Source organism: Cronobacter universalis NCTC 9529 (assembly GCF_001277175.1).
GTDB classification, from domain to species: domain Bacteria; phylum Pseudomonadota; class Gammaproteobacteria; order Enterobacterales; family Enterobacteriaceae; genus Cronobacter; species Cronobacter universalis.
The window spans coordinates 1,153,612-1,169,909 of the sequence record NZ_CP012257.1; the positions used below are offsets into that span (position 1 = coordinate 1,153,612).

Genomic DNA, 16,298 nt, shown 5'->3' on the forward strand with positions numbered 1-16,298 from the left:
ACTCAAGACTGCGGTTGCTGTGACTGCGTCTGACCAGCGGCGCCGGATTGCTTCTGTTGCTGCTGGTTGTCAGTCACTTCCTGCGCTTTGACCTGCGCGCCCGGGCGAACCTTCTGCAACCCGGAGATAATCACGCGATCGCCGGCCTTCACGCCGTCCGTCACGACCCACTTATCGCCCATCGCCTGGCCGACCTGCACCGGACGCACTTCCACTTTGTCGCCTTCGCCTACGACCATCACGGTCGCATCGCCGCGCGGAGTACGGGCCACGCCCTGCTGCGGCACCAGAATCGCGTTCGGGTTAACCCCTTCTTCGAGACGGGCGCGGACAAACATGCCCGGCAGCAGCGTGTGGTCAGGGTTCGGGAAAATCGCGCGCAGCGTGATGGAGCCGGTGGTCTGATCCACGGTCACATCGGAGAACTCCAGCGTGCCGTCCTGCGGGTATTTCAGGCCGTCGGCGGTCGAGAGCGTAACTTTCGCTTTTCCGTTCTCCTGCTTCAGTTGGCCGTTCGCCAGCTCCTGCTTAAGACGCAGGAAATCGTTGCTGGACTGGGTGACGTCAACATAGATAGGGTCAAGCTGCTGCACGGTGGCGAGCGCCGTGGTCTGGCCGTTCTGCACCAGCGCGCCTTCGGTCACGTTGGATTTGCCGATACGACCGCTGATAGGCGAGGTCACTTTGGTGTACGCGAGGTTAATACGCGCGGTTTCTACCGCGGCTTTCGCTGCCACCACGGCGGCGTTAGCCTGCTGGGCTTCCGCCTGCGCATTGTCATAGTCCTGCTGGCTGATGTACTGCGTGCCGAGCAGTTTCTGATAACGCTTGAGCGTCACCTGCGCGATATTCGCGCTGGCCTGCGCTTTGGCCAGATCGCCTTTCGCACTTTCGTAAGAGGCCTGATATGGCGCCGGGTCGATTTGATAAAGCGACACGCCAGCCTTGATTTCACTGCCTTCTTCGAAATTACGTTTGAGAATAATGCCGCTGACCTGAGGACGAACTTCCGCCACACGGTAAGCGAGGGTGCGGCCCGGAAGTTCAGTTGTGATTTGCAGAGGTTCGCTTTTCAGCGTCACCACACCCACTTCGGGCGCCTGGGGCGCTTGTTGCTGAGCCTGTTCACCGTCACATCCTGTAAGCGCAAAGCTGCCTGAGAGCATCAGAACGACCGCCAGAGGCGTGAACCCTCTGTTTTTGTTCATATCTAAACCTCGAGTGTTCGATTCCAAAAAATGACCAATGGATCAAAAGTCCGCAAACCCATTGCTGCGTTTATAGTGTCGTCATGCTATGGTACATACATACAAAAATGTATGTAAGTCTGACTCCTGTAAATTCACCGACCTATGGCACGAAAAACCAAACAGCAAGCCCTGGAGACGCGTCAACACATTCTGAATGTGGCGATTCGCTTGTTCTCGCAACAGGGTGTGTCAGCCACGTCGCTGGCGGACATTGCCCAGGCGGCGGGCGTAACGCGAGGCGCCATTTACTGGCATTTCAGGAACAAGTCGGATTTGTTTAGCGAAATCTGGGAATCATCAGAGGCCAGCATTGGCGATCTTGAAAATGAGTATCGGGCAAAATTCCCAGACGATCCACTCTCTGTTTTACGGGAGATTCTCGTTTATATACTTGAAGCTACGGTGACAGAAGAGCGTCGTCGCCTGATGATGGAAATAATTTATCACAAATGTGAGTTTGTTGGAGAAATGGCTGTCGTCCAGCAGGCGCACCGCAGTCTGTGCTTCCAGAGTTACGACCGCATCGAACAGGCGCTAACGCAGTGTATCCAGACCGGCATGCTGCCGGAAAACCTGCAAACCCGTCGCGCCGCTATCCTGATGCGCAGCTATATCTCCGGGCTGGTGGAAAACTGGCTTTTCGCTCCTCAGACGTTTGATCTTAAAAAGGAAGCGCGCGAACTGGTGGCGATTTTACTGGAGATGTACCAGTTCTGCCCAAGCCTGCGCCGCGCCCCTGACGCCGCGCCCGCCGCTGACCCGCACTGAAATTATCTTAAAGCCCCGCGGGCTGCTATTCCATGCGCGAGAGGCGTGCTATTCTCAGCGCCGTTCCAGTATCCCCGCAGGCATTCCGCGTGCGGTCCGGCCATGACGTCACTCAAATGATTATGCAGCACACAACCCTTTCGCGGCGCCTGGCGTCCGCTGTTTTTTTTGCCGTTTTGCTGGTGTTCGGCGCGCTTTCGCCTGTCGCGGCGCAGGCGGGGTCGGCAAGCGGCGAACTTCCGTCGCGCGCTGACGTGCAGTCGCAGCTCGACGCGCTCGGCAAACAAAAAAACCACTCCGCGCAGGACAAACTGACGACTGAAGATTTGTCGGCGACGCTTGAGACGCTGGATAAAATCGAGCGTATCAAACAAGAGACCGTGCAGCTGCGCCAGCAGGTCTTGCAGGCGCCGGAGAAAATGCGCCAGGCGACAGACAACCTCAGCGCTCTGCAAAATCAGGACAGCGACGAGGTGGTGCGCCAGACGCTGAAAAACCTGTCGCTGCGCCAGCTGGAGTCGCGCGTGACGTCTGTGCTGGATGACCTGCAAACGGCGCAGAACGATCTCGCGACGTTTAACAGCCAGCTGGTGTCGCTACAGACCCAGCCGGAGCGCGTCCAGAACGCGATGTACAACGCCTCGCAGCAGCTTCAGCAGATCCGCAACCGCCTGAACGGCACAGCCCCTGGCGAAGAGGCGCTGCGCCCGTCTCAGCAGACGCTCCTGCTCGCGCAGCAGGCGCTGCTGAACGCCCAGATAGAACAGCAGCGTAAAAGCCTTGAAGGCAACACGGTATTGCAGGACGCGCTCCAGAAACAGCGCGACTACACCACCGCGCATATCAACCGTCTTGAGCATCAGTTACAGCTGTTGCAGGAAGCGGTGAACAGCAAGCGCCTGACGCTCACCGAGAAAACCGCGCAGGAGGCGATTGCGCCGGAAGACGCCTCCAGTATTCAGAACAACCCGCTGGTGCGCCAGGAGCTGGAGGTGAACCATCAGCTCAGCCAGCGCCTGATCGACGCGACCCAGAGCGGCAACACGCTGGTGCAGCAGAACATCCGGGTGAAGAACTGGCTCGACCGCGCGCTGCAATCCGAGCGCAACCTGAAAGAGCAGATCTCCGTGCTGAAAGGCAGCCTGCTGCTGTCGCGCATTCTGTATCAGCAACAACAGACGCTGCCGTCCGCCGATGAGCTGGAAGATATGACCAACCGCATCGCGGATCTGCGTCTTGAACAGTTCGAGGTGAATCAGCAGCGCGACGCGCTGTTCCAGAACGACGCGTTCGTCGCGAAGCTGGAAGAGGGGCACAAGAGCGAAATCAACGACGACGTGCACGACGCGCTGTTGCAGGTGGTCGATATGCGCCGCGAGCTGCTCGATCAGCTCAACAAACAGCTTGGCAATCAGCTGATGATGGCGATTAACCTGCAAATCAACCAGCAGCAGTTGATGAGCGTCAGCACCAATCTTCAGGAGATGCTGACCCAGCAAATCTTCTGGGTGAACAGCAACAAGCCGATGGACTGGGAGTGGGTAAAAGCGTTCCCGCAGGCGCTGCACGATCAATTAAAGGCGATGAAAATCACCCTTAACTGGGAGAAAGCCTGGCCTGCGATGCTGAAAGCGCTGCTGGCGGGGCTGCCGCTGCTGTTAATCGCCGGGCTTATTCGCTGGCGTTTCGGCTGGATGCGTCAGTACCTCAATAAGCTGGCGGGCGAAGTCGGCCAGCTGCGCAACGACAGCCAGTTGCATACGCCAAAAGCGATACTTATCAACCTCGTCCGCGCACTGCCGGTCTGCCTGATTATTCTGGCGGTCGGGCTTATCCTTTATGTAATGCAGCTAAACATCAGCGATCTGCTCTGGGCGTTCAGTAAAGAGCTGGCGGTGTTCTGGCTGGTCTTCGGCCTCTGCTGGCGCGTGCTGGAAAAAGACGGCATGGCGGTAAGCCACTTCAATATGCCCGCCACGCTGACCAGCCACTGGCGCCGTCAGATTGTGCGGATAAGCCTGGCGCTGCTTCCGCTGCTGTTCTGGTCGGTGCTGGCGGAGCTGTCGCCGCTGCACCTGATGGACGACGTGTTTGGCCAGAGCATGATTTTCCTGAACCTGCTGTTAATCAGCGCGCTGGTATGGCCGATGTGCCGCGACAGCTGGCGCGATAAAGAGTCACACACCATGCGGCTGGTGACGGTGACCGTGCTCTCTATCGTGCCGGTGGCGCTGCTGGTGCTGACGGCAACGGGCTATTTCTATACCACGCTGCGCCTCGCCGGGCGCTGGATCGATACCGTTTATCTGGTCATTGTCTGGAACCTGCTCTACCAGACCGTGCTGCGCGGCCTCAGCGTCGCGGCACGGCGGATTGCGTATCGTCGCGCGGTGGCGCGTCGCCAGAATATGGTGAAAGAGGGCGCAGAAGGGGCTGAGCCGGTAGAGGAAACCTCGCTGGCGCTCGATCAGGTGAACCAGCAGACATTGCGTATCACCATGCTGGTGATGTTCGCGCTGTTTGGCGTGGTGTTCTGGGCTATCTGGTCCGATTTAATCACCGTCTTCGCCTATCTCGACAGCATTGTGCTGTGGCACTACAACGGCACCGAAGCCGGAGCGGCGGTCACAAAAAGCGTGACGCTCGGCAGCATTCTGTTCGCGGTGGTGGCGTTTATGGTCGCCTGGGCGCTGATTCGCAACCTGCCAGGCCTGCTGGAAGTGCTGGTGCTTTCGCGCCTGAAAATGCGCCAGGGGGCGTCTTACGCGATTACCACTATCCTGAACTATGTGATTATCGCGGCGGGCGCCATGACGGTGTTCGGCTCGCTCGGCGTGTCGTGGGATAAACTCCAGTGGCTGGCGGCGGCGCTGTCGGTGGGTCTCGGGTTCGGCCTCCAGGAGATCTTCGGTAACTTCGTCTCCGGTCTGATAATCCTGTTCGAACGCCCGGTGCGTATCGGCGATACCGTCACCATCGGCACGTTCTCGGGCACGGTCAGCAAGATCCGCATTCGCGCCACGACCATCACCGATTTTGACCGTAAAGAAGTGATCATCCCGAACAAAGCGTTTGTGACGGAGCGTCTGATCAACTGGTCGCTCACCGACACCATCACCCGCGTGGTGATCCGCCTCGGCGTGGCGTATGGATCGGATCTCGATAAAGTGCGCGAGATCTTACTGAAAGCGGCGATGGAGCACCCGAAAGTGATGCACGATCCTGAACCGGCGGTGTTCTTTACCACTTTCGGCCCAAGCTCGCTGGATCACGAACTGCGCCTCTATGTGCGTGAACTGCGCGATCGCAGCTATACCGTGGATGAGCTGAACCGCACCATCGACAGACTGTGCCGCGAAAGCGACATCAATATCGCCTTTAACCAGCTGGAAGTGCATCTGCATAACAACAACGGCGAGACGCACACCGAAGTGAAGCGCGATTTACGCAATGATAACGACGGCGAAGCGAACGCCGCCAAAGCCTGACGCCGGTAATCGCCCTTTTTCCCGCACGGGGGAGGGGCGATTACTTTTCGGTTTCGCTAAGCTTGCGAAGATAGTCGTTACGCACAATCTCCAGCGCCGCCAGCACCGTTTGCGGCGGGATCTCATGATTCTCCAGCAACATAATCAAATCGACCGCGAGCTTGACCTCGTCAGGGGCTTGTTCCAGCGACATGGTTTCTCTCCTCCGTAATTTATTCAGCGCGTGATGCGTTCAAGCGCGCGCTCGGTGCGGGCGATAGCCGCGCGGCAGCGCGCCAGACGCTCGTCAAACGCGGTGATTTCACGCGCCAGTTGCGGATCATGACGTTCAGCGTAGCGTTGCTCGCGTTCGTTTTTCATCGCCAGCAGGCGCCGTTCATACTCCTGATACTCCGCAAGCCTTGCATGTAGCCGCCCGCCCGGCAAATGCGCGTTCTCATGACGACGCAGCGTGGCCGTCGCCGCCTCGCGCTGTAATGCCTCGATTTGTGCCGCGAGCCGCTCCGCAAGCCACGCCACGCGCGCCGCATCGCCCTGAGTGACCGCCGCCTCAAGGTGCGAGAGGCTCTCTTCGGCTTCCGCCAGATAGTCGCCGAGCCGCGCGCCGCCGCACGAAAACAACTGTCTGTCGAAGCGCGGCGAAAAGTGGCGCTGCGAGGCGAGCGGCCCGATAAGCGTATGCAGCGTGGCGACACGGGTCTTCAGCGATTGTAATAATAGGGGGGTTCTCATTTTACTCCGGGCGTCTGGTCATGCGCGCTGTGCTACAGTAACTCACCTGCTTTCGCGAGTACGATTATGCAAAGGACTATATTACTCATCCTGGGGTGGCTGGCGGTAGTGCTGGCGACGCTGGGCGTGGTGCTGCCGCTGCTGCCGACAACGCCGTTTTTGCTGCTGGCCGCCTGGTGTTTTGCGCGCTCATCGCCGCGTTTTCATCACTGGCTGCTCTATCGCTCGTGGTTTGGCGGTTATCTGCGCCACTGGCAGCAGCACCGCGCGATGCCGCCCGGCGCGAAGCCGCGCGCGATTCTTTTTATTCTCGCCACGTTCGCTATCTCGCTGTGGCTGGTCAAGATTTTTTGGGTGCGTATTCTGCTGCTGGTCATCCTTTCCGGGCTGCTGATTTTCATGTGGCGCATCCCGGTGATTGATGAAAAACAACAAAACGGGTAAAGCGTACCCGTGATAGTTGCATTTACCGCGCGCAGCCAGTAAATTCGAGCGTTTTCGAGTACAGGGGCCGTTGATTAAAGGGTGAACAAATTCGCCTTTCAGTCGTGTCCGGCAACCTGTGAGTAATACCGTTTTTATCAGGCATACATCCATGACCGCAACTGCGCAGCAGCTTGAATATCTTAAAAATAGCATCAAAAGCATTCAGGATTACCCGAAGCCGGGCATTCTCTTTCGTGACGTCACCAGCCTGCTGGAAGACCCCAAAGCCTATGCGCTGAGCATCGAACTGTTAGTGGAGCGCTATAAAAACGCGGGCATCACGAAGGTGGTGGGCACCGAAGCGCGTGGTTTCCTGTTCGGCGCGCCGGTCGCGCTGGCGCTGGGCGTGGGTTTTGTCCCGGTGCGTAAACCGCGTAAGCTGCCGCGTGAAACGATCGCAGAAAGCTATGAGCTGGAGTACGGCACCGATCAGCTGGAGATCCACGTTGATGCGATCAAGCCTGGCGATAAAGTGCTGGTGGTCGACGATCTGCTGGCGACCGGCGGCACCATTGAAGCCACCGTGAAGCTTATCCGTCGTCTGGGCGGCGACGTAACCGACGCGGCGTTTATCATTAATCTGTTCGACATCGGCGGCGAAGAACGCCTCAACAAGCAGGGCATCACCTGCTACAGCCTCGTGCCGTTCCCGGGCCACTGATCTTCCTTCCCGGCAGCCTCGCCCATCGGGTGGGGCTGTGTTAGCATTACCCCTTCAGAATCCACCACTCAAGCGTTTCAGAGCCTGCCCATGAGTTATCAGGTCTTAGCCCGAAAATGGCGCCCACAAACCTTTGCTGACGTCGTCGGCCAGGAGCATGTGCTCACCGCCCTGGCGAACGGTTTATCGCTGGGCCGAATTCACCACGCCTATCTGTTTTCCGGTACGCGCGGCGTCGGCAAGACTTCTATCGCCCGTCTTCTGGCGAAGGGGCTGAACTGTGAAACCGGCATCACCGCCACCCCGTGCGGCGTGTGCGACAACTGCCGTGAAATCGAGCAGGGGCGTTTTGTCGATCTGATTGAAATCGACGCCGCTTCGCGCACCAAAGTGGAAGATACCCGCGACCTGCTGGATAACGTCCAGTACGCGCCGGCCCGCGGCCGCTTTAAAGTTTACCTTATCGATGAAGTCCACATGCTCTCGCGCCACAGCTTCAACGCGCTGTTGAAAACGCTGGAAGAGCCGCCCGCGCATGTGAAGTTCCTGCTCGCGACCACCGATCCGCAAAAGCTGCCGGTGACTATTCTCTCCCGCTGCCTGCAATTCCATCTGCGCGCGCTGGACCCGGATCAAATCCGCCAGCAGCTTGAGCATGTGCTGACGCAGGAAGGCATCGCGCATGAGCCGCGCGCGCTGCAACTGCTGGCCCGCGCCGCCGATGGCAGCCTGCGTGACGCGCTAAGCCTGACCGATCAGGCCATCGCCAGCGGCGACGGACAGGTGACCGCCCAGGCGGTGGGCGCGATGCTCGGCACGCTGGATGACGACCAGGCGTTAAGCCTCATTGAGGCGCTGGTCGCCGCCGACGGCGAGCGCGTCATGCAGCAGATTAACGACGCCGCCGCGCGCGGCGTCGAATGGGAGGCGCTGCTGGTCGAGATGCTCGGCCTGCTGCACCGCGTCGCGATGGTGCAGCTGTCGCCTTCCGCGCTCGGCGCGGATATGGCCCCGCTGGAGCCGCGCCTGCGCGAACTGGCGCGCGTCGTGCCGCCGGGCGACATTCAGCTCTATTACCAGACGCTGCTTATCGGGCGCAAAGAGCTGCCGTGGGCGCCGGAGCGTCGGATGGGCGTGGAAATGACGATGCTGCGCGCGCTGGCGTTCCACCCGCGCGCGCCGCTGCCGGAGCCCGAGCACGACGTACAACCTGCCGCGGTGCTGCCGGTGGTGCACGCGCCTGAAGCGCCGGCAATGCCTGCGTCAACGCCGTCATATCAGGCGCCGTCGGCGCCCGCTTCGCCAGCCGTTTCTCAACCGCAGCCGGGCGCGCAGACGCCGCTGCCCGACACGACCAGCCAGCTTCTACAGGCGCGCAGTCAGTTGCAGCGCGCGCAGGGAGCGGCCAAAACAAAAAAGAATGAACCGGCAGCGCCAGCCACAGCGCGGCCGGTGAATAACAGCGCGCTGGAGCGGCTGGCGTCCGTGACCGAGCGCGTGCAGTCCCGGCCCGCGGCGGTAAAAGACGAAGCCCCGGCCAAAAAAGAGGCGTATCGCTGGAAAGCGAAAAATATCGTGCCGCAGGCTCAGCAGGCTCCCGTCGCCACGCCGCGAGCGCTGAAAAAAGCGCTGGAGCATGAGAAAACGCCGGAGCTTGCCGCGAAACTCGCCGAAGAGGCGATTACGCGCGACGAATGGGCCGCCGAGGTCAGCCGTTTACAGGTGCCGAAGCTGGTGGAGCAGGTCGCGCTGAACGCGTGGAAAGAGCAGGACGGGCAACATATTCGCCTGCACCTGCGCCCGTCGCAGCGCCACCTTAACTCGGCGTCGGCGCAGAAAACGCTGGCCGACGCGCTGGGCGTTTTGTACGGCGCGCCGGTTGAACTGACTATCATTGAAGATGATAATCTGGCGCACCGGACGCCGCTGGAATGGCGGCAGGCGATCTACGAAGAGAAACTCGCCCAGGCGAGAGAAGCGATTATCGCGGATACCAATATCCAGACGCTGCGTCGTTTCTTCGATGCGGATCTGGATGAAGAGAGTATTCGCCCCCTTTGACAGGCGGTATCGCTGCCTGTTGTAACCCATGGCCTCGCTGTCGGCACTGCCGTCAGCGACCTGAAGCAAAAGAGAGAAGCTTATGTTTGGTGGTAAAGGCGGTCTGGGCAACCTGATGAAACAGGCCCAGCAGATGCAGGAAAAAATGCAGAAGATGCAGGAAGAAATCGCCCAGCTGGAAGTGACGGGCGAATCTGGCGCTGGCCTCGTTAAAGTGACCATCAACGGCGCGCACAACTGCCGTCGCGTGGAAATCGATCCGAGCCTGCTCGAAGACGATAAAGAGATGCTGGAAGATCTGGTCGCCGCCGCGTTCAACGACGCCGCGCGCCGCATCGAAGAGACGCAGAAAGAAAAAATGGCCTCTGTGTCTTCCGGTATGCAGCTGCCGCCAGGCTTCAAAATGCCGTTCTGATGCACCCCGGACGGCAGGCCCCGCCTGTCGTCCCGCTTTTCGTTTTGCTCCCCATCGCGATGACTCTCCCACCCGCCATCATCTCTGAACTATCCTGTAACTAAGCAGGTTTAGGGTGCGCGCATAAAGGCGCAAATGGTAATCTACACGCTTTGTTCGTTGTTAAGGAATTTCATTCATGCAGACCAGTCCTCTGCTGACTCAACTGATGGAAGCGCTGCGCTGCCTGCCGGGCGTGGGCCCGAAATCGGCGCAGCGCATGGCGTTTACGCTGCTGCAACGCGATCGCAGCGGCGGGATGCGGCTTGCTCAGGCGCTGACCCGCGCCATGTCGGAGATTGGCCACTGCGCCGACTGCCGCACCTTCACCGAGCAGGAAAAATGTAATATCTGCACCAATCCGCGCCGTCAGGAAAACGGACAGATTTGCGTGGTGGAAAGCCCGGCGGATATCCACGCCATCGAGCAGACCGGCCAGTTCTCCGGCCGTTATTTCGTGCTGATGGGGCATCTTTCGCCGCTCGACGGTATCGGCCCGGACGATATCGGCCTTGACCGCCTGGAGCAGCGCCTGGCCGCGGAGCCGTTAAAAGAGATTATTCTCGCCACCAACCCCACGGTGGAAGGTGAGGCGACCGCCAATTACATCGCCGAGCTCTGCGGCCAGTATGGCGTTGACGCAAGCCGCATCGCGCACGGCGTGCCGGTGGGCGGCGAGCTGGAGATGGTCGACGGCACGACGCTGTCGCACTCGCTGGCCGGACGCCATAAGATGACGTTTTAAGCGTTACAGCCTGATATTCCTGAAAGCCGCATTGCGCGGCTTTTAACCAGTCAGCGTTCGCCGTTTTGCCCGCCGCTTGAAAAATTTCCCCGCTATCCCCATCTCTCCCTCAACCGTTTTTGTTCACTGTGGCCTGTTTTGTTGAGGTATCACCATTATGAAAGGACAAGAGACCCGTGGTTTTCAGTCAGAGGTAAAACAGCTTCTGCACCTGATGATCCATTCTCTCTATTCAAATAAAGAGATTTTCCTGCGTGAGCTTATCTCCAACGCCTCGGATGCGGCGGACAAACTGCGCTTCCGCGCGCTCTCCAGTCCCGATCTCTATGAAGGCGACGGCGATCTGCGCGTGCGCGTGTCGTTTGATAAAGACAAACGCACCCTGACCATCGCCGATAACGGCATCGGGATGACCCGCGACGAAGTCATCAACCATCTCGGCACCATCGCGAAATCGGGCACCAAAGCGTTTCTCGAATCGATGGGCTCCGATCAGGCGAAAGACAGCCAGCTTATCGGCCAGTTCGGCGTGGGCTTCTATTCGGCGTTTATCGTCGCCGATAAGGTGACCGTGCGCACCCGCGCGGCAGGCGTCAGCGCCGATGAAGCGGTGTTCTGGGAATCGGAAGGCGAAGGCGAATATACCGTTGCGGATATCAGCAAAGCCGATCGCGGCACTGAAATTACCCTGCACCTGCGCGAAGGCGAAGATGAGTTCTTAAACGACTGGCGCGTGCGCTCGATCATCAGCAAATACTCCGACCATATCGCGCTGCCGGTAGAGATTGAAACCCGCGAGGAGAAAGACGGCGAAACCGTTGTCTCCTGGGAGAAAATCAACAAGGCGCAGGCGCTGTGGACCCGCAGCAAAGGCGAGGTCAGCGACGACGAATATAAAGAGTTTTACAAGCACATCGCGCACGACTTCACCGATCCGCTGACCTGGAGCCACAACCGCGTGGAAGGGAAGCAGGAGTACACCAGCCTGCTGTACATTCCGTCCCAGGCGCCGTGGGATATGTGGAATCGCGATCATAAACACGGGCTGAAACTCTACGTGCAGCGCGTGTTTATCATGGACGACGCCGAGCAGTTCATGCCGAACTACCTGCGCTTTGTGCGTGGCCTGATTGACTCCAACGATCTGCCGCTCAACGTATCGCGCGAAATTCTTCAGGACAGCACCATCACCCGCAACCTGCGCAGCGCGCTGACCAAACGCGTGTTGCAGATGCTGGATAAGCTGGCTAAAGACGACGCCGAAAAATACCAGACCTTCTGGAAACAGTTCGGCCTGGTGCTGAAAGAAGGCCCGGCGGAGGACAGCGCCAACCAGGAAGCGATCGCGAAACTGCTGCGTTTCGCCTCCACCCATACCGATTCCGCCGCGCAGACCGTGTCGCTTGCAGATTATGTCTCCCGCATGAAAGAAGGGCAGGAGAAGATCTACTACATTACCGCCGACAGCTACGCGGCCGCGAAGAGCAGCCCGCATCTGGAGCTGCTGCGTAAGAAAGGCATCGAAGTGCTGCTGCTTTCCGATCGCATCGACGAGTGGATGATGAGCTATCTCACCGAGTTCGACGGCAAAGCGTTCCAGTCTGTGGCGAAAGCTGACGAATCGCTGGAGAAACTGGCGGATGAAGTCGACGAAAGCGCCAAAGAAGCGGAAAAAGCGCTGGAGCCGTTTGTTGAGCGTGTGAAAACCCTGCTGGGCGATCGCGTGAAAGAGGTGCGCCTGACGCACCGTCTGACCGATACGCCGGCGATTGTCACCACCGACAACGACGAGATGAGCACGCAGATGGCGAAACTCTTCGCCGCGGCGGGCCAGGCGGTGCCGGAAGTGAAATACATTTTTGAGCTGAACCCGGATCATCAGCTGGTGAAACGCACCGCCGATACCCAGGACGAGGCGCAGTTTAAAGAGTGGGTTGAGCTGCTGCTCGATCAGGCGCTGTTCGCCGAGCGCGGTACGCTGGAAGATCCTAACCAGTTTATCCGCCGTATGAACCAGCTGCTGGTCTCCTGATCGCGCGTTAGGGGCGATTTGTTAAGGCGGGTGCGCTTCGCTTACCCACCCTACAATGAGGGCGTTGTATTAACGTAGGGCGGGTAAGCGAAGCGCACCCGCCGCCGTAAAACGTCTCCTCATCCCATCATCAACAAAAAGGCGGACACGCTTACGTGCCCGCCTTTTTTACGCCGCATACGCCATTTTCTGCGCTCCACGCCCCGGTGAAACCATTCACCATCCGCCGCGTTTGTTGTCGGCATAGCGCCTTTAATGGTATGGTTTTCGCTTCAATCACGTCGTGAAAATGCAAACGTATGGAGAATTACGCAATGCGTATTATTCTGCTCGGCGCTCCGGGCGCAGGAAAGGGGACTCAGGCACAATTCATCATGGAGAAATACGGCATTCCGCAAATCTCCACCGGTGATATGCTTCGCGCCGCAGTGAAATCTGGCTCTGAGCTGGGTAAACAGGCTAAAGACATCATGGACGCCGGCAAGCTGGTTACCGACGAGCTGGTGATTGCGCTGGTCAAAGAGCGTATCGCCCAGGAAGATTGCCGCAACGGTTTCCTGCTGGACGGTTTCCCGCGCACCATTCCTCAGGCGGACGCTATGAAGGAAGCGGGCATCAACGTTGACTACGTGCTGGAATTCGACGTACCGGATGAGCTGATTGTCGATCGTATCGTTGGCCGTCGCGTTCACGCGGCTTCCGGTCGCGTTTACCACATCAAATTCAATCCGCCGAAAGTGGAAGGCAAAGACGACGTGACCGGCGAAGAGCTGACCACCCGTAAAGACGATCAGGAAGAAACCGTTCGTAAGCGTCTGGTGGAATACCATGAGATGACCGAGCCGCTGATCGGCTACTACCGCAAAGAAGCGGAAGCGGGCAACACCCGTTACGCCAAAGTCGACGGCACCAAAGCCGTTGGCGACGTTCGCGCCGAACTGGAAAAAATCCTCGGCTAAGCCGACGCGGCATGACCAACGCCGGGCTCTGCCCGGCGTTTTGCTATCTGCGCCTCACATCCTTGCCGCCTGCGCCTTAAATTTTCCTGCCTGACGGCGTATAACGTCTGCGGATCAACACACAGGGAAAACCGCATGTTCAGACAGACTCCGCTCCTGGATGAGTCCACCGCCCGGCTGATTGTCCGGCGCGCCATGAGCATTATCGATTACCCGGTTAACGTCATGGACAGCCACGGCGTCATCATCGCCTCCGGCGATCCGCAGCGCCTGATGGAGCGTCACGAAGGGGCGCTGCTGGCGCTCGCCGAGAGCCGCGTCGTGGAAATAGACGCCGCCACCGCGCGCCATCTGAAGGGCGTGCGTCCGGGCATCAATCTGCCGTTCTGTTTTCGCCAGCGCCAGATTGGCGTTATTGGCATTTCCGGCGAGCCGTCGCAGGTGCGCGCCTGCGGCGAACTGGTGAAAATGGCGGCCGAGCTGATGGTCGAGCAGGCGGCGCTTCTTGAACAGAATCAGTGGGAGAAACGCTATCGCGAAGAGCTCACGCTACAGCTGCTCGCGGGCGGCGGCGACTTGGAGGCGCGCGAATCGATGGCCGCCTGGCTTGGCGTCGCGCTCTCCGTGCCGCGCATCGCCTGGATAATCGAACTGCGCGACGGCAACCCGCAACAGATGCGCGAGTTGCTGGCGGAGCTTGAGCGCGAGGCGCGTGACGCCCTGTTCGCCATGACCGGTTTTAGCGAAATGGTCATGCTGCGCCCGGCGAGCATGGAGAACGGCCAGTGGAGCCCGCAGCAGGAACGCCAGCAGGCGCAGCATCTGCACGCGCTCTGGCAGGGACGTTTTAACGTGCGGCTGATTCTTGGGGGCTTTTATCCCGGCGACGCGGGGCCGTCCCGTTCGCTGCGCGCGGCGCGCGCCACGCAGTCGATGGCGCGCCGTCTTAAGCTTCGCCACAAAACTCTCGTTTATGATGAAAACCCGCTGGCGGCGTTGCTGTGCGATCCCGGCGACGACTGGCGCGCCGAAGAGCTGGGCGCGCCCTGGCGCAGGCTGGCGGAGCACGATGATAAAGGCGTGCTGCGCCAGACGCTGCGCCACTATTTTTCCCGAAACTGTGAGCAGGCGCAGACCGCCAGCGCGCTGCATATCCACGTCAACACCCTGCGCTACCGGCTACAGCGTATCGAGGCCATCACCGGCCTTAAAATCAACCAGTTATCTGACTGCCTCCAGCTTTACGTCGGGATGCTGACGCAGCCATAATTTGTAGAAACCCACAAAGGCAGGCGGGCGGCGGCGCGCTTTCTTTGTGGGTTTCGCTCACGAATTCCCCGCGGCGCGACGCTATGTTGTCCTGACCCTTACCTCAAAGAGAAAACAATAATGACAATGGTATCCACTCCCGGCGCGCTGACGGCGTTGGTCGTCGCGATTGTGTTAATTCTGCGTAAAGTGCCGCCCGCTTACGGCATGCTGGCGGGGGCGCTGGCGGGCGGCCTGGTGGGCGGCGCGGATCTCGTCCACACGGTCAGCCTGATGATTGAAGGCGCGCAGGGCATCACCAACGCGGTGATGCGCATTCTGGCGGCGGGCGTGCTGGCCGGTGTGCTGATTGAATCCGGCGCGGCGCACACCATCGCGGAGACCATCGTGCGCAAGGTGGGCGAGAAGCGCAGCCTGTTGGCGCTCGCTATTGCGACGCTTATCCTGACGGCGGTCGGCGTGTTTATTGATGTGGCGGTGATCACCGTCGCGCCAATCGCGCTCTCTATCGCCCAGCGGGCGGGCATTTCGCGTATCGCGATTCTGCTTGCCATGATTGGCGGCGGCAAAGCGGGTAACGTGATGTCGCCAAACCCGAATACCATCGCCGCGGCGGATAACTTCCATGTGCCGCTGACCTCCGTGATGCTGGCAGGCGTTATTCCGGGGCTGTTTGGCCTGGCGATGGCCTGTTTTCTGGCGAACCGCTTGAGTAACAAAGGCAGCCGGGTCACCGCGCAGGAGTTGCCGGCGCAGGATACCGGCCCGCGCCCGGGCTTCGCCGCGGCCATCAGCGCGCCGCTGGTGGCGATCCTGCTGCTGTCGCTGCGCCCGATCGCGGGCATCGCCGTCGATCCGTTAATCGCGCTTCCGGCGGGCGGCCTTGCGGGCGCGCTGCTGATGGGGCGGCTGCGCCAGTGCAATACGTTTATGGTTTCCGGTTTAAGCCGTATGGCGCCGGTCGCCATTATGCTGCTCGGCACCGGGGCGCTGGCGGGCATCATCGCCAACTCGGGTCTGAAAGATGTGCTGATCGACACGCTGACCCACACCGGGCTGCCCGCATGGCTGCTGGCGCCGCTCTCCGGCACGCTGATGTCAATGGCGACGGCGTCCACCACCGCCGGCACCGCCGTGGCGTCCGCCGTCTTCAGCCATACGCTGCTGGAGCTTGGCGTCAGCGGGCTGGCGGGCGCGGCGATGATCCACGCGGGCGCTACCGTGCTCGATCACCTGCCGCACGGCAGCTTTTTCCACGCGACCGGCGGCAGCGTCGGGATGACCGTGCATGAACGTCTTAAACTCTTACCGTATGAAACGCTGGTGGGCTTCACCATTGCCACCGTCTCGGCGCTGATGTTCGGCGTACTGGGTGTTGCTGCTTAAGGAACAA

The 16,298-nt window shown here is 59.8% G+C and carries 14 protein-coding genes and 1 other annotated feature; of the genes, 11 read left to right on the forward strand and 3 right to left on the reverse strand.

What is annotated here, in order from left to right:
- Positions 1-2: 2 nt before the first annotated feature.
- On the reverse strand, positions 3-1,208 hold the full coding sequence (gene acrA / locus AFK65_RS05235; RefSeq protein ID WP_007706161.1) for a multidrug efflux RND transporter periplasmic adaptor subunit AcrA: 1,206 nt from the start codon (positions 1,206-1,208) through the stop codon (positions 3-5).
- 144 nt (positions 1,209-1,352) lie between these two features.
- Here acrA and acrR point away from each other — a divergent pair, with 144 nt between their 5' ends.
- Both acrR and mscK read left to right on the forward strand, forming a co-directional pair.
- A complete protein-coding gene (gene acrR / locus AFK65_RS05240) occupies positions 1,353-2,018 on the forward strand; it encodes a multidrug efflux transporter transcriptional repressor AcrR (protein WP_007706162.1) in 666 nt (221 codons plus the stop codon).
- 116 nt (positions 2,019-2,134) lie between these two features.
- The gene (gene mscK / locus AFK65_RS05245; RefSeq protein WP_172461544.1) at positions 2,135-5,506 is read left to right on the forward strand and encodes a mechanosensitive channel MscK; all 3,372 of its coding nucleotides are present in this window, start codon (positions 2,135-2,137) and stop codon (positions 5,504-5,506) included.
- Positions 5,507-5,546: 40 nt separating this feature from the next.
- Here the strand turns inward: mscK and rsmS are convergent, their stop codons facing one another.
- Both rsmS and priC read right to left on the reverse strand, forming a co-directional pair.
- Positions 5,547-5,699, reverse strand: coding sequence for a pleiotropic regulatory protein RsmS (gene rsmS / locus AFK65_RS20735; RefSeq protein ID WP_007706164.1), 153 nt, complete (start codon positions 5,697-5,699; stop codon positions 5,547-5,549).
- A 23-nt stretch (positions 5,700-5,722) separates the two neighbouring features.
- Complete coding sequence (gene priC / locus AFK65_RS05250) at positions 5,723-6,238, reverse strand: primosomal replication protein PriC (protein ID WP_007706167.1); 516 nt, start codon at positions 6,236-6,238, stop codon at positions 5,723-5,725.
- 66 nt (positions 6,239-6,304) lie between these two features.
- Here priC and AFK65_RS05255 point away from each other — a divergent pair, with 66 nt between their 5' ends.
- From AFK65_RS05255 to AFK65_RS05295, 9 genes are all read left to right on the forward strand, one after another.
- Positions 6,305-6,682 carry a DUF454 family protein gene (locus AFK65_RS05255; RefSeq protein WP_032804336.1) on the forward strand — a complete coding sequence of 126 codons (378 nt, stop codon included), beginning with the start codon at positions 6,305-6,307 and terminating at the stop codon, positions 6,680-6,682.
- Positions 6,683-6,833: 151 nt separating this feature from the next.
- Positions 6,834-7,385 carry an adenine phosphoribosyltransferase gene (apt, locus tag AFK65_RS05260; protein ID WP_007706173.1) on the forward strand — a complete coding sequence of 184 codons (552 nt, stop codon included), beginning with the start codon at positions 6,834-6,836 and terminating at the stop codon, positions 7,383-7,385.
- Between the two features lie 90 nt (positions 7,386-7,475).
- Positions 7,476-9,446 carry a DNA polymerase III subunit gamma/tau gene (gene dnaX / locus AFK65_RS05265; protein WP_038857796.1) on the forward strand — a complete coding sequence of 657 codons (1,971 nt, stop codon included), beginning with the start codon at positions 7,476-7,478 and terminating at the stop codon, positions 9,444-9,446.
- Positions 8,779-8,843 (forward strand) — a sequence feature (DnaX frameshifting element). It overlaps the preceding gene by 65 nt.
- Positions 9,447-9,528: 82 nt before the next feature.
- The gene (locus AFK65_RS05270) at positions 9,529-9,861 is read left to right on the forward strand and encodes a YbaB/EbfC family nucleoid-associated protein (RefSeq protein ID WP_004386900.1); all 333 of its coding nucleotides are present in this window, start codon (positions 9,529-9,531) and stop codon (positions 9,859-9,861) included.
- Between the two features lie 178 nt (positions 9,862-10,039).
- Positions 10,040-10,645: a recombination mediator RecR gene (recR, locus tag AFK65_RS05275; protein ID WP_007706179.1), complete on the forward strand. Its 606-nt coding sequence runs from the start codon at positions 10,040-10,042 to the stop codon at positions 10,643-10,645.
- A gap of 157 nt (positions 10,646-10,802) precedes the next feature.
- Complete coding sequence (gene htpG, locus AFK65_RS05280) at positions 10,803-12,677, forward strand: molecular chaperone HtpG (protein WP_007706182.1); 1,875 nt, start codon at positions 10,803-10,805, stop codon at positions 12,675-12,677.
- A gap of 314 nt (positions 12,678-12,991) precedes the next feature.
- Complete coding sequence (gene adk, locus AFK65_RS05285; RefSeq protein ID WP_007706188.1) at positions 12,992-13,636, forward strand: adenylate kinase; 645 nt, start codon at positions 12,992-12,994, stop codon at positions 13,634-13,636.
- Between the two features lie 135 nt (positions 13,637-13,771).
- Positions 13,772-14,905 (forward strand): sugar diacid recognition domain-containing protein, encoded by a 1,134-nt coding sequence (locus tag AFK65_RS05290; protein WP_038857795.1) that lies wholly within the window; start codon positions 13,772-13,774, stop codon positions 14,903-14,905.
- 120 nt (positions 14,906-15,025) lie between these two features.
- The gene (locus AFK65_RS05295) at positions 15,026-16,291 is read left to right on the forward strand and encodes a GntP family permease (protein ID WP_038857792.1); all 1,266 of its coding nucleotides are present in this window, start codon (positions 15,026-15,028) and stop codon (positions 16,289-16,291) included.
- Positions 16,292-16,298 lie beyond the last annotated feature (7 nt).

Bases quoted from the DNA above. Each gene is read 5' to 3' on its own strand.
- mscK (WP_172461544.1), top strand. From the start codon at position 2,135: ATGATTATGCAGCACACAACCCTTTCGCGGCGCCTGGCGTCCGCTGTT.
- acrA (WP_007706161.1), bottom strand. From the start codon at position 1,208: ATGAACAAAAACAGAGGGTTCACGCCTCTGGCGGTCGTTCTGATGCTC.
- apt (WP_007706173.1), top strand. From the start codon at position 6,834: ATGACCGCAACTGCGCAGCAGCTTGAATATCTTAAAAATAGCATCAAA.
- AFK65_RS05290 (WP_038857795.1), top strand. From the start codon at position 13,772: ATGTTCAGACAGACTCCGCTCCTGGATGAGTCCACCGCCCGGCTGATT.
- AFK65_RS05270 (WP_004386900.1), top strand. From the start codon at position 9,529: ATGTTTGGTGGTAAAGGCGGTCTGGGCAACCTGATGAAACAGGCCCAG.
- AFK65_RS05295 (WP_038857792.1), top strand. From the start codon at position 15,026: ATGACAATGGTATCCACTCCCGGCGCGCTGACGGCGTTGGTCGTCGCG.
- htpG (WP_007706182.1), top strand. From the start codon at position 10,803: ATGAAAGGACAAGAGACCCGTGGTTTTCAGTCAGAGGTAAAACAGCTT.
- priC (WP_007706167.1), bottom strand. From the start codon at position 6,238: ATGAGAACCCCCCTATTATTACAATCGCTGAAGACCCGTGTCGCCACG.
- AFK65_RS05255 (WP_032804336.1), top strand. From the start codon at position 6,305: ATGCAAAGGACTATATTACTCATCCTGGGGTGGCTGGCGGTAGTGCTG.
- rsmS (WP_007706164.1), bottom strand. From the start codon at position 5,699: ATGTCGCTGGAACAAGCCCCTGACGAGGTCAAGCTCGCGGTCGATTTG.
- recR (WP_007706179.1), top strand. From the start codon at position 10,040: ATGCAGACCAGTCCTCTGCTGACTCAACTGATGGAAGCGCTGCGCTGC.
- adk (WP_007706188.1), top strand. From the start codon at position 12,992: ATGCGTATTATTCTGCTCGGCGCTCCGGGCGCAGGAAAGGGGACTCAG.
- dnaX (WP_038857796.1), top strand. From the start codon at position 7,476: ATGAGTTATCAGGTCTTAGCCCGAAAATGGCGCCCACAAACCTTTGCT.
- acrR (WP_007706162.1), top strand. From the start codon at position 1,353: ATGGCACGAAAAACCAAACAGCAAGCCCTGGAGACGCGTCAACACATT.